This is a genomic window from Pantoea sp. SGAir0418, from assembly GCF_043529865.1.
Genome location: NZ_CP027911.1, coordinates 1,456,550 through 1,469,584 on the forward strand (window position 1 = coordinate 1,456,550; position 13,035 = coordinate 1,469,584).

12 protein-coding genes are annotated in these 13,035 nt (G+C 60.4%); 8 read left to right on the forward strand and 4 right to left on the reverse strand.

Annotated features, from left to right (window positions below; translation table 11 throughout):
• The first annotated feature begins 65 nt into the window (after positions 1 to 65).
• From fruB to fruA, 3 genes are read left to right on the forward strand one after another with little or no spacing between them, the layout of a single operon-like run.
• Positions 66 to 1,196 (forward strand): fused PTS fructose transporter subunit IIA/HPr protein, encoded by a 1,131-nt coding sequence (fruB, locus tag C1N84_RS06610; protein WP_058769932.1) that lies wholly within the window; start codon positions 66 to 68, stop codon positions 1,194 to 1,196.
• Entirely contained in the window at positions 1,193 to 2,131 is a 939-nt protein-coding gene (fruK, locus tag C1N84_RS06615; protein WP_021509266.1) for a 1-phosphofructokinase, read from the forward strand. The genes fruB and fruK overlap by 4 nt, the downstream gene beginning before the upstream one ends.
• A 16-nt stretch (positions 2,132 to 2,147) precedes the next feature.
• Entirely contained in the window at positions 2,148 to 3,854 is a 1,707-nt protein-coding gene (gene fruA, locus C1N84_RS06620) for a PTS fructose transporter subunit IIBC (protein ID WP_132465072.1), read from the forward strand.
• A gap of 70 nt (positions 3,855 to 3,924) precedes the next feature.
• Here fruA and nfo read toward each other — a convergent pair whose 3' ends face one another.
• Together nfo and C1N84_RS06630 are read right to left on the reverse strand one after the other, a co-directional pair.
• Complete coding sequence (nfo, locus tag C1N84_RS06625; protein WP_058775787.1) at positions 3,925 to 4,770, reverse strand: deoxyribonuclease IV; 846 nt, start codon at positions 4,768 to 4,770, stop codon at positions 3,925 to 3,927.
• A 56-nt stretch (positions 4,771 to 4,826) separates the two neighbouring features.
• Entirely contained in the window at positions 4,827 to 5,873 is a 1,047-nt protein-coding gene (locus C1N84_RS06630; RefSeq protein WP_125309752.1) for a YeiH family putative sulfate export transporter, read from the reverse strand.
• A gap of 106 nt (positions 5,874 to 5,979) precedes the next feature.
• Between C1N84_RS06630 and C1N84_RS06635 the strand changes: the two genes are divergently transcribed.
• From C1N84_RS06635 to C1N84_RS06655, 5 genes are all read left to right on the forward strand, one after another.
• Positions 5,980 to 6,357 carry a YkvA family protein gene (locus tag C1N84_RS06635; protein WP_058757253.1) on the forward strand — a complete coding sequence of 126 codons (378 nt, stop codon included), beginning with the start codon at positions 5,980 to 5,982 and terminating at the stop codon, positions 6,355 to 6,357.
• Between the two features lie 9 nt (positions 6,358 to 6,366).
• The gene (yieE, locus tag C1N84_RS06640) at positions 6,367 to 7,233 is read left to right on the forward strand and encodes a DNA-binding transcriptional regulator YeiE (RefSeq protein WP_264442667.1); all 867 of its coding nucleotides are present in this window, start codon (positions 6,367 to 6,369) and stop codon (positions 7,231 to 7,233) included.
• A gap of 136 nt (positions 7,234 to 7,369) precedes the next feature.
• The gene (locus tag C1N84_RS06645) at positions 7,370 to 8,836 is read left to right on the forward strand and encodes an amino acid permease (RefSeq protein WP_021509272.1); all 1,467 of its coding nucleotides are present in this window, start codon (positions 7,370 to 7,372) and stop codon (positions 8,834 to 8,836) included.
• A 270-nt stretch (positions 8,837 to 9,106) separates the two neighbouring features.
• Entirely contained in the window at positions 9,107 to 10,186 is a 1,080-nt protein-coding gene (locus C1N84_RS06650) for a FecCD family ABC transporter permease (protein WP_058757255.1), read from the forward strand.
• A complete protein-coding gene (locus tag C1N84_RS06655) occupies positions 10,186 to 10,974 on the forward strand; it encodes an ABC transporter ATP-binding protein (protein WP_141495207.1) in 789 nt (262 codons plus the stop codon). The genes C1N84_RS06650 and C1N84_RS06655 overlap by 1 nt, the downstream gene beginning before the upstream one ends.
• A 47-nt stretch (positions 10,975 to 11,021) precedes the next feature.
• Here C1N84_RS06655 and fghA read toward each other — a convergent pair whose 3' ends face one another.
• Both fghA and C1N84_RS06665 read right to left on the reverse strand, forming a co-directional pair.
• Positions 11,022 to 11,864, reverse strand: coding sequence for an S-formylglutathione hydrolase (fghA, locus tag C1N84_RS06660; RefSeq protein WP_276557012.1), 843 nt, complete (start codon positions 11,862 to 11,864; stop codon positions 11,022 to 11,024).
• A 12-nt stretch (positions 11,865 to 11,876) separates the two neighbouring features.
• Positions 11,877 to 13,001, reverse strand: a complete 1,125-nt coding sequence (locus tag C1N84_RS06665) for an S-(hydroxymethyl)glutathione dehydrogenase/class III alcohol dehydrogenase (protein WP_021509276.1) — start codon at positions 12,999 to 13,001, stop codon at positions 11,877 to 11,879.
• Between the last annotated feature and the right edge of the window lie 34 nt (positions 13,002 to 13,035).

The following is a 13,035-nucleotide window of genomic DNA, read 5'->3' on the forward strand; positions in this document are numbered from 1 at the left end:
TGTCGCACAGCGTATTTTTTCGCCATCAGGCTGAAACGATTCACTTTCAGCAAGCGAGGAGAAATATGTTCCAGCTCGAAGTTCAGGCCATTCACACCGGCGCCAGCGCGTCCGATAAAGAACAGGCCATTCGTCAGGTTGCCGCTGCGCTTACCGCGGCCGGAAATGTGGCCGAAGGCTACGTCGACGGCATGCTGGCGCGCGAACAGCAAACCACCACCTTTCTCGGCAACGGCATCGCCATTCCGCACGGCACCACCGATACCCGCGATCTGGTGCTGAAAACCGGTGTGCAGGTTTATCAGTTCCCGCAGGGCGTGGACTGGGGCGATGGCCAGACGGCGTACGTCGCCATCGGCATTGCCGCCAAATCTGACGAGCACCTCGCGCTGCTGCGCCAGCTGACCCACGTATTAAGCGATGACAGCATCGCGGAGCAGCTGAAATCTGCCTCTGCTGAAGAGCTGCGCGCGCTGCTGATGGGTGAAAAGCAGGCCGCTGAATTCCAGTTCGATACGTCGCTGATCGCCACTGACGTGGCCGCCAGCGATCTGATGACGCTGCAGGCGCTGAACGCTGGTCGTCTGCAGGCGGCCGGTGCCGTTGACGCCAGCTTTGTCGCGGACGTCGTCTCGCACGCGCCGCTCAGCCTCGGTCAGGGCATCTGGCTGAGCGACAGCACGCACGGCAACCTCAACAGCGCGGTGGCAGTGAGCCGCAGCGCGACGCCGCTGACACATCAGGGCGAACCGGTAGCGCTGCTGCTGACGGTCGCCGCCACCGATCAGCGCCCGCTTGAGGTGTTGGGTTACCTCAGCAATCTGCTGCTGAACAAGCAGGCTGAACGCCTGCTGAAGGCGGACGCGGCAGGCATTCTCGCGCTGCTGACCAGCGAAGTGGATGAAGCTGCGGACGTCTTAACCGCGGAATTCACCATCCGCAACGAGCACGGTCTGCATGCGCGTCCGGGCACCGCGCTGGTGAGCGTGATCAAGCAGTTCAACAGCGATATCACCGTGACCAATCTCGACGGCAGCGGTAAGCCGGCTAACGGGCGCAGCCTGATGAAGGTGGTCGCGCTGGGCGTGAAGAAAGGCCATCGTCTGCGTTTCACCGCCAGCGGTGACGATGCGCAGCAGGCACTGCACGCTATCGAAGAAGCCATTAATAGCGGTCTGGGCGAGGGGGCAGCATGAGTCGTCGCGTTGCCACTATCACCCTGAACCCGGCGTACGATCTGGTCGGCTACACGCCGGAGATCGAGCGTGGCGAAGTTAACCTGGTCAAAACCACCGGGCTGCACGCTGCGGGTAAAGGCATCAATGTCGCCAAAGTGCTGAAAGATCTCGGCATCGACGTCACCGTCGGCGGCTTCCTCGGCAAAGAGAATCAGGACGGCTTTCAGCAGCTGTTCAGCGAACTCGGCATCGCTAATCGTTTTCAGGTGGTGCAGGGCCGTACCCGCATTAACGTTAAGCTGACGGAAAAAGACGGCGACGTCACCGACCTCAACTTCTCGGGCTTTGACGTCACGCCACAGGACTGGGACCGCTTCACCGCCGACTCGCTGACCTGGCTGGGTCAGTTCGATATGGTGTGCGTCAGCGGCAGCCTGCCAGCCGGCGTTGCGCCGGACGCGTTCACCAAATGGATGAGCGATCTGCGCACCCACTGCCCATGCATCATTTTTGACAGCAGCCGTGAAGCGCTGGTGGCCGGTCTGAAAGCGGCACCGTGGCTGGTAAAACCCAATCGCCGCGAGCTGGAGATCTGGGCCGGCCGCAAGCTGCCGACGCTGCAGGATGTGATTGACGCCGCGCACCAGCTGCGCGAGCAGGGCATTGCCCACGTGGTGATCTCCCTCGGTGCGGAAGGCGCGCTGTGGGTCAATGCCTCAGGCGAATGGATCGCCAAACCGCCTGCGTGTGAAGTGGTCAGCACCGTAGGCGCCGGAGATTCGATGGTTGGCGGCCTGATTTATGGCCTGCTGATGCGGGAATCCAGTGAACACACGCTGCGTCTGGCGACGGCGGTGGCGGCCATGGCCGTCAGCCAGAGCAACGTCGGCGTGACCGATCGTACCCAGTTGGCCGCGATGATGGCGCGCGTCGACTTACAACCCGTTAACTAACAGCAGGAGAGCGATAATGAAAACGCTGCTGATAAAAGATTCGTCACTCGGCCTGGCATCGGGCCATTTAGCCTCGGAACGTCTGCAGGCGGCGGCAGGGCAGGCAGGACTGACGCTGGTCGACAGCGCCGCGGACGCCGAACTGGTGCTGGTGATTGGCCAGCAGGTTACCGACAACGCGCAGCTCGCCGGCAAGTCCGTTGCCCTCGTGGACGTGCAGCAGGCGCTGCGCGATCCGCAGGCGGCGCTGGCGCTGGCTAAAGATGCGGCGCAACCGTGGCAGCCGGCTGCGGCAACCCCGGCGACACCGGCGGCAAGCGCACCGGCGCAGAGCACCGGGCAGAAACGTATTGTGGCCGTCACCGCCTGTCCGACCGGCGTGGCGCACACCTTCATGGCAGCCGAGGCGATTGAGGCGGAAGCCAGCAAGCGCGGCTGGTGGGTAAAAGTGGAAACCCGCGGCTCAGTCGGCGCTGGCAACCCGATCACCCCGGAAGAAGTGGCTGCGGCCGATCTGGTGATCGTTGCGGCGGATATCGACGTTGACCTGGCGAAATTTGCCGGCAAGCCGATGTACCGCACCTCCACCAGTCTGGCGCTGAAGAAAACCGCACAGGAGCTGGATAAAGCGCAGGCGGAAGCCAAAGTCTGGCAGCCTTCCGGCAACCAGGCGGCAGCCAGCCAGAGCGACAGCAAAGAGAAAGCCGGTGCCTATCGGCATCTGCTGACCGGCGTATCTTATATGCTGCCGATGGTGGTCGCCGGCGGTCTGAGCATTGCGCTGTCATTCGCCTTTGGGATTACCGCGTTTAAAGAGCAGGGCACCTTAGCCGCGGCGCTGATGCAGATCGGTGGCGGCAGCGCCTTTGCGCTGATGGTGCCGGTGCTGGCGGGCTTTATCGCCTTCTCGATTGCTGACCGTCCGGGCCTGACGCCAGGTCTGATTGGCGGCATGATCGCCACCAGCATCAACGCCGGTTTCCTTGGCGGCATCATCGCCGGTTTCATCGCCGGTTACGCCGCGAAACTGCTGAGCAGCAAAGTGAAGCTGCCGCAAAGTATGGAAGCGCTGAAGCCGATTCTGATCATTCCGCTAGTGGCCAGTCTGATTACCGGCCTGCTGATGATTTACGTGGTAGGCAAACCGGTTGCTGGCATCATGAGCGGCCTGACCAGCTGGCTGGCGAACATGGGCACTGCTAACGCGGTCCTGCTGGGCGCGATTCTGGGCGGCATGATGTGTACCGACATGGGCGGTCCGGTGAACAAAGTGGCTTACGCGTTTGGTGTTGGTCTGCTGAGTTCGCAAACCTACGCGCCGATGGCCGCGATCATGGCGGCCGGTATGGTGCCACCGCTGGCGATGGGGCTGGCAACGCTGGTAGCGCGTCGTAAGTTCAATAAAGGTCAGCAGGAGGGCGGCAAAGCCGCGCTGGTACTCGGCCTGTGCTTTATCTCCGAAGGTGCCATTCCGTTTGCGGCGCGAGATCCGATGCGCGTGCTGCCATGCTGTATCGTGGGTGGCGCAGTGACCGGTGCGATCTCTATGGCGATGGGGGCCAAACTGATGGCGCCGCACGGCGGACTGTTCGTCCTGCTGATTCCAGGCGCCATTACGCCGGTGCTGGGTTACCTGCTGGCGATTGTGATTGGTACGCTGATTGCGGGTCTGGGCTATGCGATTCTGAAACGTCCGGAAGAGGAACTGGCCAAAGCCGCGTAACGGCAGCCAGGGACAACAAAGGGAGCCGCGGCTCCCTTTTTTTATTGGCGACAGGCCCCGGTGAAACCCGTTACGCCTGCTGCTCGGCCTTCAGCCAGGCAATTTCATCCTTCCAGATATCCGGATTGATGGTTTCGAGAATCATCGGGATACCGTCAAAACGCGCATCCTTCATCAGCCAGCTAAACGCGGTCTTGCCAATGTTGCCCTCGCCGAGGCTGTGATGGCGATCCACGCGGCTGCCGAGCGTGCTTTTGGCATCGTTGAGGTGCATGCCGCGCAGATACTGAAAGCCCACCACGCGCTCAAACTCGGCAAAGGTGGCTTCACACGCAGCTTCGCTGCGTAAATCATATCCGCCAGCGAAGGCGTGGCAGGTGTCGATGCATACGCCGACGCGCGATTTATCCTCGACGTGGTCAATAATCGCCGCGAGGTGTTCAAAGCGGAAACCGAGGTTGCTGCCCTGGCCGGCGGTATTCTCAATCACCGCTACCACGTTGTGGGTTTTATCCAGCGCAATATTGATCGACTCGGCGATGCGCTTCAGGCAGGCATCTTCATCAATCTGCTGCAGGTGGCTGCCGGGATGGAAGTTGAGCAGCGTCAGACCAAGCTGTTCGGCGCGCTGCATCTCATCGATAAACGCCTCGCGCGATTTCTCCAGCGCGTCCATCACCGGGTGGCCGAGGTTAATCAGATAGCTGTCGTGCGGCAGGATTTGCGCGGCACTAAAGTTGTATTGATCGCAGGCGGTTTTAAAAGCGTCGATCACCTGCGCAGAGAGCGGCGCGGCTTTCCACTGGCGCTGATTTTTAGTGAACAGCGCAAAGGCTGTGGCTTCGATTTCATGGGCACGGATCACTGCCTGGTCTACGCCGCCGGATGCGCTTACGTGTGCGCCGATATATTTCATGCCGCTCTCCTGAATGGGCGATTGCTGATGCAAAACGCCCATGATAGCGGATGCGCTTACGCCATGAAATGTTGCACCAGCACATTCAGTGCGCCGCCGCCGAGAATCAGCCAGATAAACATCAGCAGACCAAGCAGCAGCGGTTTGACGCCCGCCTGCTTCAGCGCGCCGAAACGGGTGGTTAAGCCCAGCGCCGCCATCGCCATCGCCAGCAGCAGATTCGCCAGCTGATTCAGTCCCGCTACCACCGGCGGTGGCAGCAGATGCAGCGAGTTAAACAGCGCCACCACAATAAACAGCAGGGCAAACCACGGAAAGCGGATCGGCTGCTGTGCCTGACGCTGGTGGCTGCGCTGGCGCTGCAGCCAGCTGCCGAGGATCAGCAGAAACGGTGCCAGCATCATCACCCGCAGCATCTTGGCGATCACCGCGGTGTTCTCCGTTTCCGCGCCCATCGCATGGCCGGCCGCCACCACCTGCGCCACTTCGTGCAGCGTCGAGCCGGTAAAGACGCCAAAGTGCTGCGCGCTGACCTGCGGCAGCAGCGTCCAGAGAAACGGGTACAGCACAATGCCGACGGTGCCAAACAGCACCACGGTGGCTACCGCGACCGCCACTTTCGACGGTGCGGCTTTGATCACCGGTTCACTTGCCAGCACCGCTGCCGCACCGCAAATGCTGCTGCCGGCACCAATCAGCCACACGGTTTCGCGATCCATTTTCAGTACACGGATGCCGATCAGGCAGGTGATCAGAAAGGTTGAGCTTAGCACCAGCACATCAATCAGCACGCCGCTGACGCCGACATCGGCGATCTGCTGCACGGTGATGCGGAAGCCGTAAAGAATGATGCCGAGTCGCAGCAGTCGCTGTTTGGCCAGCAGCACCCCACTGTCGCACGGGGTCGCAACGCGGGGATACAGGCTATTACCCAGCACGATGCCGATAATGATGGCCAGCGTCAGCGCGCCGAATCCCGCGCCAGCCAGCCACGGCTGACTGGCCAGCCACGCGGCACCTGCGGCGATGGCGGCGGTCAGCAGCAGTCCCGGCAGCCAGCGATGAACATGAAAAGGGGTTTTGTTGACGCTTAGTTCAGCCATAATACGCTTCTCCTCAGTGAGGCTTTAGCGTGCGCCTGGCTGGCTTAAAAGTGAAATTGATAATATATTTATAATCAACCGGAATAAGTGATAAGGAAGGGCAACAATGTTCATGCGCTTGCGCCGCTGGGCGAAGCTCATCAAACGGGACGTGCTGACGCTGTGGTTTGCCTGTCGCGATCCGCGTACGCCGTGGTGGTTTAAGCTGCTGGCGTTTGGCATCGTCGCTTATGCGCTCAGCCCCATCGATCTGATTCCGGACTTCATCCCGATTATTGGCCTGCTGGATGACGCGATTATCATCCCGCTTGGCGTGATGATCCTGCTGCGTCTGCTGCCGCGCGACGTGCGCATCAGCAGCGCCGAACGCGCCGAGGTGCAACGGGCGCGCGGCAAAAAGATCGTCAGCTGGAGCGGCCTGATTCTGATGCTGCTGATCTGGCTGGCGGTGGTGATCTATCTGGTGAAGCGGTACGCCATGTAAGGAGCACGCATGCACATTACGCTGCGTCAGATTGAAGTGTTTACCGAGGTGCTGAAAAGCGGCTCCACCACTCAGGCCTCGCAGGTGCTGGCGCTGTCGCAGTCGGCGGTCAGCGCGGCCCTGGCCGATCTGGAAAGTCAGCTCGGTGTACAGCTGTTCGACCGCGTCGGTAAACGGCTGGTGCTCAACGAGCACGGCCGGCTGCTCTATCCGCGTGCGGTCGGGCTGCTGGAGCAGGCGATTGAGATCGAACAGCTGTTTAAAGAGGACAACGGAGCGATTCGCCTGTTTGCCAGCAGCACCATCGGCAACTATCTGCTGCCGGGGATGATTGCCGCGTATCGCCGCGATTTTCCCATGCTGCCGCTGGAGCTGAGCGTTGGCAACAGCCAGGACGCCATCAATGCGGTGGCCGATTTTCGCGTCGACATTGGCCTGATTGAAGGGCCGTGCCATGAGCCGGATATCATCAGCGAACCGTGGCTGGAAGATGAACTGGTGGTGTTCGCCGCGCCGGATGCGACACTGTTACAGCAGCCGGTGACGCTGGCGACGCTGGCCGCTGCGCCGTGGATCCTGCGCGAGCGCGGTTCCGGTACGCGTGAGATTGTCGATTACCTGCTGCTGTCGCACCTGCCGCAGTTTCAGCTGGGGATGGAGTTGGGCAACTCGGAGGCGATTAAACACGCGGTGCGCCACGGCATGGGCATCAGCTGCTTATCGCGCCGGGTGATTGCCGATCTGCTGGAGGCGGGTACGCTGACGGAAGTGCCGGTGCCTCTGCCGCGCCTGACGCGCACCCTGTATCGCATCCATCACCGGCAGAAACATCTGTCGAAAGCGCTGAGCCGCTTCCTCGCCTATTGCCGGGAATAGCTGCGGTCTGCCCTGTGCTGTGGCTAATAATTCCCGGCCGATTATGAAGGTAACTAATAACCCGAGGCGAATGCTATACAGTGCAGGCTTTGCTGCTACAATCGCGCCTTATTTTTATCCAGCATAGCGTTTACACATGCATAATGACTCAAAAACAACACAACAACCTGGGCTGCGCCGTGAATTAAAAGCGCGCCATCTCACCATGATCGCCATTGGCGGTTCTATCGGCACCGGCCTGTTTGTCGCCTCGGGTGCCACTATCTCTCAGGCGGGTCCTGGCGGTGCGTTACTCTCCTACGCGCTAATCGGCCTGATGGTCTACTTCCTGATGACCAGCCTCGGCGAACTGGCGGCGTTTATGCCGGTCTCCGGTTCCTTTGCCACCTACGGCGCCAAATATGTCGAAGAGGGCTTTGGCTTCGCGCTGGGCTGGAACTACTGGTACAACTGGGCGGTGACCATCGCCGTTGACCTCGTCGCCTCACAGCTGGTGATGAACTACTGGTTCCCGGACACGCCAGGCTGGATCTGGAGCGCGCTGTTCCTTGGTCTGATGTTCCTGCTCAACTACATTTCGGTCAAAGGCTTCGGCGAGGCGGAATACTGGTTCTCACTGATCAAAGTCGCCACCGTTATCATTTTTATTGTGGTCGGTGTGCTGATGATTACCGGCATCCTGCGTGGCGCAGAAAATGCAGGCTGGCACAACTGGACGGTGGGAGATGCGCCGTTTGCCGGCGGGTTTGCGGCGATGATTGGCGTGGCGATGATTGTCGGCTTCTCCTTCCAGGGCACCGAACTGATCGGGATTGCCGCCGGTGAATCAGAAGACCCGGCGAAGAATATCCCGCGCGCGGTGCGCCAGGTGTTCTGGCGTATTCTGCTGTTCTATGTGTTCGCGATCCTGATCATCAGCCTGATTCTGCCGTATACCGATCCGCAGCTGCTGCATAACGATGTCACCGATATCAGCGTCAGCCCGTTCACGCTGGTGTTCCAGAATGCCGGTCTGCTGTCCGCGGCGGCGGTGATGAACGCGGTGATCCTGACGGCGGTGCTGTCGGCGGGTAACTCCGGCATGTACGCCTCAACGCGTATGCTGTTTAACCTGGCGCAGGAAGGCAAGGCACCGCGCATTTTTGCAAAACTGTCGAAAGGCGGCGTACCGCGCAATGCCCTGCTGGCGACCACGGTGGTGGCAGCGCTGTGCTTCCTGACCTCGAAATTTGGCAATCAGGAAGTGTACCTGTGGCTGCTGAATACGTCAGGGATGACCGGTTTTATCGCCTGGCTCGGCATTGCTATCAGTCATTATCGCTTCCGCCGCGGCTATGTGGCGCAGGGGCTGAATCTGGCCGATCTGCCTTACCGCTCCGGCTTCTTCCCGCTGGGTCCGATGTTTGCGTTCGCGCTGTGTCTGATCATTACGCTGGGGCAGAATTATCAGGCATTCCTCGCCGATCGCATCGACTGGTACGGCGTAGCCGCAACCTATATCGGCATTCCGCTGTTCCTGGTGATCTGGCTGGGCTATAAGCTGACGCGCGGCACCCGCTTCGTGAAATACAGCGAGATGGAATTCCCTTCCTTTAAGCAGTAATGCCTGACAACGCTGCCTGGAGGCGTTTTTGCGCGATGAATCGCGCCGCTACAAACCGGTGTAACCCTCTGTAGCGGCGCAATTTATTGCGCTGGCAAACAGGCTGTAATGCCTGACAACGCGGCCCCGGCCGCGTTTTTTTTGCGATCTATTACGCTATGCAAACCTGGCGCAAACCATTCGGGCTTTGTTACAGAGACAGCATTGATAATTATTATCACCTGCTCTATTGTGGCAGCCGTTATAAGGCGACAGGAAACAGGTAGAACAATGCGTAGTACGGACTCCGCGCTGGTGGCGGAACATGGCACCGAAGCCGATACCCTGACCCGTTATCGTCAGGTTCTGCGTCAGCGACTGCTGCTGATTGGTGTGCTGGTGCTGGCGATCCTCGCTTCAGTTATCCTCGATTTCACCCTTGGCCCGGCCGGCCTGACTCTCGACACGCTGTGGCAAACGCTGCTCCATCCCGCAGCGGTGGACGCCGGCACGCGCGTGATCGTCTGGGACATCCGTCTGCCGTATGCGCTGATGGCGGTGGTGGTCGGCTTCTCACTCGGCCTCGCCGGTGCTGAAATGCAGACCATCCTCAATAACCCGCTGGCCAGCCCGTTTACGCTCGGCGTCTCGTCGGCAGCGGCGTTTGGTGCCGCGCTGGCGATCATTCTCGGCATCGGTATTCCCGGCGTGCCGGACCAGTGGCTGATCTCCGCCAATGCCTTTGTCTTCGCCTTGTTTGCCGCGCTGATGCTGGATGGCATCACGCGCTGGACCAAAGTCTCAACCTCCGGCGTGGTGCTGTTTGGCATCGCGCTGGTGTTCACCTTTAACGCCCTGGTTTCGATGATGCAGTTCATCGCCAGCGAAGATACGCTGCAGGGCCTGGTGTTCTGGACCATGGGCAGTCTGGCGCGTGCTTCATGGGAAAAACTGGGCGTGCTGAGCGCCGCCTTTGCCATTCTGCTGCCGTTCTCAATGCTCAGCAGCTGGAAACTCACGGCGCTACGCCTTGGTGAAGATCGCGCGGTGAGCTTCGGCATTGATGTGCGGCGTCTGCGGCTGGCGACGCTGTTGCGCATCAGCATTCTCTCAGCGCTGGCGGTGGCATTCGTCGGCCCAATCGGCTTTATTGGCCTGGTCGCGCCGCACATTGCGCGCATGATGTTTGGTGAAGATCACCGCTACTATCTGCCGGCCAGTGCGCTGACCGGCGCGCTGGTGCTGTCGCTGGCGTCGGTGGCCTCGAAAAACCTCATTCCCGGCGTTATCATTCCGGTCGGCATCGTCACCTCGCTGGTGGGCGTGCCGTTCTTTCTCAGCATTATTCTGCGGCATCGGGGGACAGTGTGATGGAGCAGGGCTTACGCGTCAGCCACTTTTACGCCGGTTACCCGAAGCGGAACGTCATCGAGGATCTCAATGTCACGCAGCTGCCACGCGGCAAAATCACCGTGCTGCTGGGGCCCAACGGCTGCGGCAAATCGACGCTGCTGCGCGCGCTGGCCGGTCTGAGCAAAGGGCAGGGCGAGCTGTGGCTCAATGGTGAAGAGCTGATGAGCCAGCCGTTTGCCCGGCGCGCGCAGCGCGTGGTCTATCTGCCGCAGACGCTGCCAGCCGGTGTGCATCTGCACGTGCTGGAGTCGATCATCGTGGCGCAGCGTGCCTCCGGCGGATTACACAGCGCCGCCAGTGAAGCAGAAATCATGCACCTGCTGGAGCAGCTGGGCATTGCCCATCTGGCGATGCGTTATCTCGATCAGCTGTCCGGCGGCCAGAAGCAGCTGGTCGGGCTGGCGCAGTCGCTGATTCGCCGTCCGGAACTGCTGCTGCTGGATGAACCGCTCAGCGCGCTGGATTTGAATTATCAATTCCACGTAATGGATTTGGTGCGGCGCGAAACCCGGCTGCGCAACATGGTGACGGTGGTGGTGGTGCATGACATCAATATCGCGCTGCGTCATGCCGATCACGCGCTGATGCTGAAGCAGGGGCAACTGCTGGCCGACGGTGTGCCGTCGCAGGTGATTACGCCGGAGACGCTGGCGCAGGTGTATGGCGTGCGCGGCCGCATTGAGCACTGCTCACAGGGCATGCCGCAGGTAATGATTGATGGGCTGGTGGCGGAATCGCTGGCCTGACGCCAGACACGTTCTGCCCCTCAGCATCAGAGGGGCAGAGAAGTGCACTACGCCAGTAAATGCTGCGCGTGGAACCGCAGATGGTCCTCCACAAAGCTGGCGATAAAGAAGTAGCTGTGGTCATACCCCGGCTGGATTCGCAGCTCCAGCGGGAAGTTCCGCTCGCGCGCCACCGCTTCCAGCCGCTCCGGGCGAAGCTGATCGGCGAGGAACTGATCGCTATCGCCCTGATCGATCAGCACCGGCAGGCGATGTTCAGCGTTCTGCATCAGCAGGCAGCTATCCCACTCGCGCCACGTCTGGCGATCGTCGCCCAGATAGGCGGCAAAGGCTTTCTGTCCCCACGGCACTTCGCTCGGGTTGACGATTGGCGCAAACGCGGACGCCGACGCAAAGCGCCCGCCGAGGCGCAGCGCCAGCACCAGCGCGCCGTGGCCGCCCATCGAATGCCCCATTACCGACTGGCGATCGCTCAGCTTGAAGTTATCCGCCACCAGTGCCGGCAGCTCCTCGCTGAGATAATCGAACATGCGATAATGTGCCGCCCACGGTTGCTGCGTGGCATTGAGATAAAACCCGGCACCCTGGCCCAGATCGTACCCGCTGTCATTGGCCACTGCATCGCCGCGCGGGCTGGTGTCCGGCATAATCAGCACCAGACCGAGTTCGGCCGCCACGCGCTGCGCACCGGCTTTGGTGGTGAAGTTCTCATCGTTGCAGGTCAGCCCGGCGAGAAACCACACCACCGGCGGTGGCGCGTCGTCGCGCGGCGGTGGCAGAAAAATGCTGAACGTCATCGGGCAGTTGAGCACGGCCGACTGATGACGCCAGCGCTGCTGCCAGCCGCCAAAAATACGGTGTTCTTCCAGCAGCTCCAGAGTGGATGCCATGTCGCCTCCTGCTTATTTATTAAAATGCACCACGGAACGGATCGATTTGCCTTCATGCATCAGCTCAAATGCCTCGTTGATCTCTTCCAGCGGCATGGTGTGGGTGATGAAATCATTCAGCGCAAACTTACCGTCGAGGTAATCCTGCACGATGCCCGGCAGCTGAGTGCGTCCTTTCACGCCGCCAAACGCCGACCCGCGCCATACGCGACCGGTAACCAGCTGGAATGGTCGGGTAGATATCTCTTCGCCGGCACCGGCAACGCCAATAATCACTGATTCGCCCCAGCCTTTATGGCAGCACTCCAGCGCGGAACGCATCACGTTGACGTTACCGATACACTCAAACGAGAAGTCCACGCCGCCGTCGGTCATCTCGACGATAACCTCCTGAATTGGCTTAGCAAAATCTTTCGGATTAACCAGGTCGGTTGCGCCCAGTTTGCGCGCCAGGTCAAACTTGCTGGTATTGATATCAATACCGATGATGCGACCGGCCTTCGCCATTTTCGCCCCAATGATCGCCGACAGGCCAATACCGCCGAGGCCGAAAATCGCCACGGTGTCGCCTTCTTTCACTTTGGCGGTATTCATCACCGCGCCCATGCCGGTGGTTACGCCACAGCCGAGCAGGCACACTTCTTCCAGCGGCGCTTCTTTGCTGATTTTCGCCAGGGAGATTTCCGGTACGACGGTGTACTCAGAGAAGGTCGAGGTGCCCATGTAATGGAAGATTGGCTTGCCGTCTTTGAAGAAGCGGGTGGTGCCGTCGGGCATCAGCCCTTTGCCCTGCGTGGTGCGGATTGCCTGACACAGGTTGGTTTTGCCGGAGAGACAGAATTTACACTTGCCGCACTCTGGCGTGTACAGCGGGATCACGTGATCGCCGACCGCCACGCTGGTAACGCCTTCGCCCACCGCTTCAACCACGCCGCCACCTTCGTGACCGAGGATCGCCGGGAATACGCCTTCCGGATCTTTACCGGACAGGGTGTAAGCATCGGTATGGCACACGCCGGTGGCAACGATGCGCACCAGCACTTCCCCTTTCTGTGGCGGCATCAGATCCACTTCTTCAATCTTCAGCGGTTCGCCAGCAGCCCAGGCCACGGCCGCGCGGGTTTTAATCATGTTCATGCAATCCCTCTTCCTGTGATGTCGTGATTGGATA

What these genes read in the sequence shown, in the direction of transcription:
- C1N84_RS06650 (WP_058757255.1), top strand. Translation starts at nt 9,107, where the DNA reads ATGCGTAGTACGGACTCCGCGCTGGTGGCGGAACATGGCACCGAAGCC.
- nfo (WP_058775787.1), bottom strand. Translation starts at nt 4,770, where the DNA reads ATGAAATATATCGGCGCACACGTAAGCGCATCCGGCGGCGTAGACCAG.
- fruA (WP_132465072.1), top strand. Translation starts at nt 2,148, where the DNA reads ATGAAAACGCTGCTGATAAAAGATTCGTCACTCGGCCTGGCATCGGGC.
- fruK (WP_021509266.1), top strand. Translation starts at nt 1,193, where the DNA reads ATGAGTCGTCGCGTTGCCACTATCACCCTGAACCCGGCGTACGATCTG.
- fghA (WP_276557012.1), bottom strand. Translation starts at nt 11,864, where the DNA reads ATGGCATCCACTCTGGAGCTGCTGGAAGAACACCGTATTTTTGGCGGC.
- C1N84_RS06645 (WP_021509272.1), top strand. Translation starts at nt 7,370, where the DNA reads ATGCATAATGACTCAAAAACAACACAACAACCTGGGCTGCGCCGTGAA.
- fruB (WP_058769932.1), top strand. Translation starts at nt 66, where the DNA reads ATGTTCCAGCTCGAAGTTCAGGCCATTCACACCGGCGCCAGCGCGTCC.
- C1N84_RS06635 (WP_058757253.1), top strand. Translation starts at nt 5,980, where the DNA reads ATGTTCATGCGCTTGCGCCGCTGGGCGAAGCTCATCAAACGGGACGTG.
- C1N84_RS06630 (WP_125309752.1), bottom strand. Translation starts at nt 5,873, where the DNA reads ATGGCTGAACTAAGCGTCAACAAAACCCCTTTTCATGTTCATCGCTGG.
- C1N84_RS06665 (WP_021509276.1), bottom strand. Translation starts at nt 13,001, where the DNA reads ATGAACATGATTAAAACCCGCGCGGCCGTGGCCTGGGCTGCTGGCGAA.
- yieE (WP_264442667.1), top strand. Translation starts at nt 6,367, where the DNA reads ATGCACATTACGCTGCGTCAGATTGAAGTGTTTACCGAGGTGCTGAAA.
- C1N84_RS06655 (WP_141495207.1), top strand. Translation starts at nt 10,186, where the DNA reads ATGGAGCAGGGCTTACGCGTCAGCCACTTTTACGCCGGTTACCCGAAG.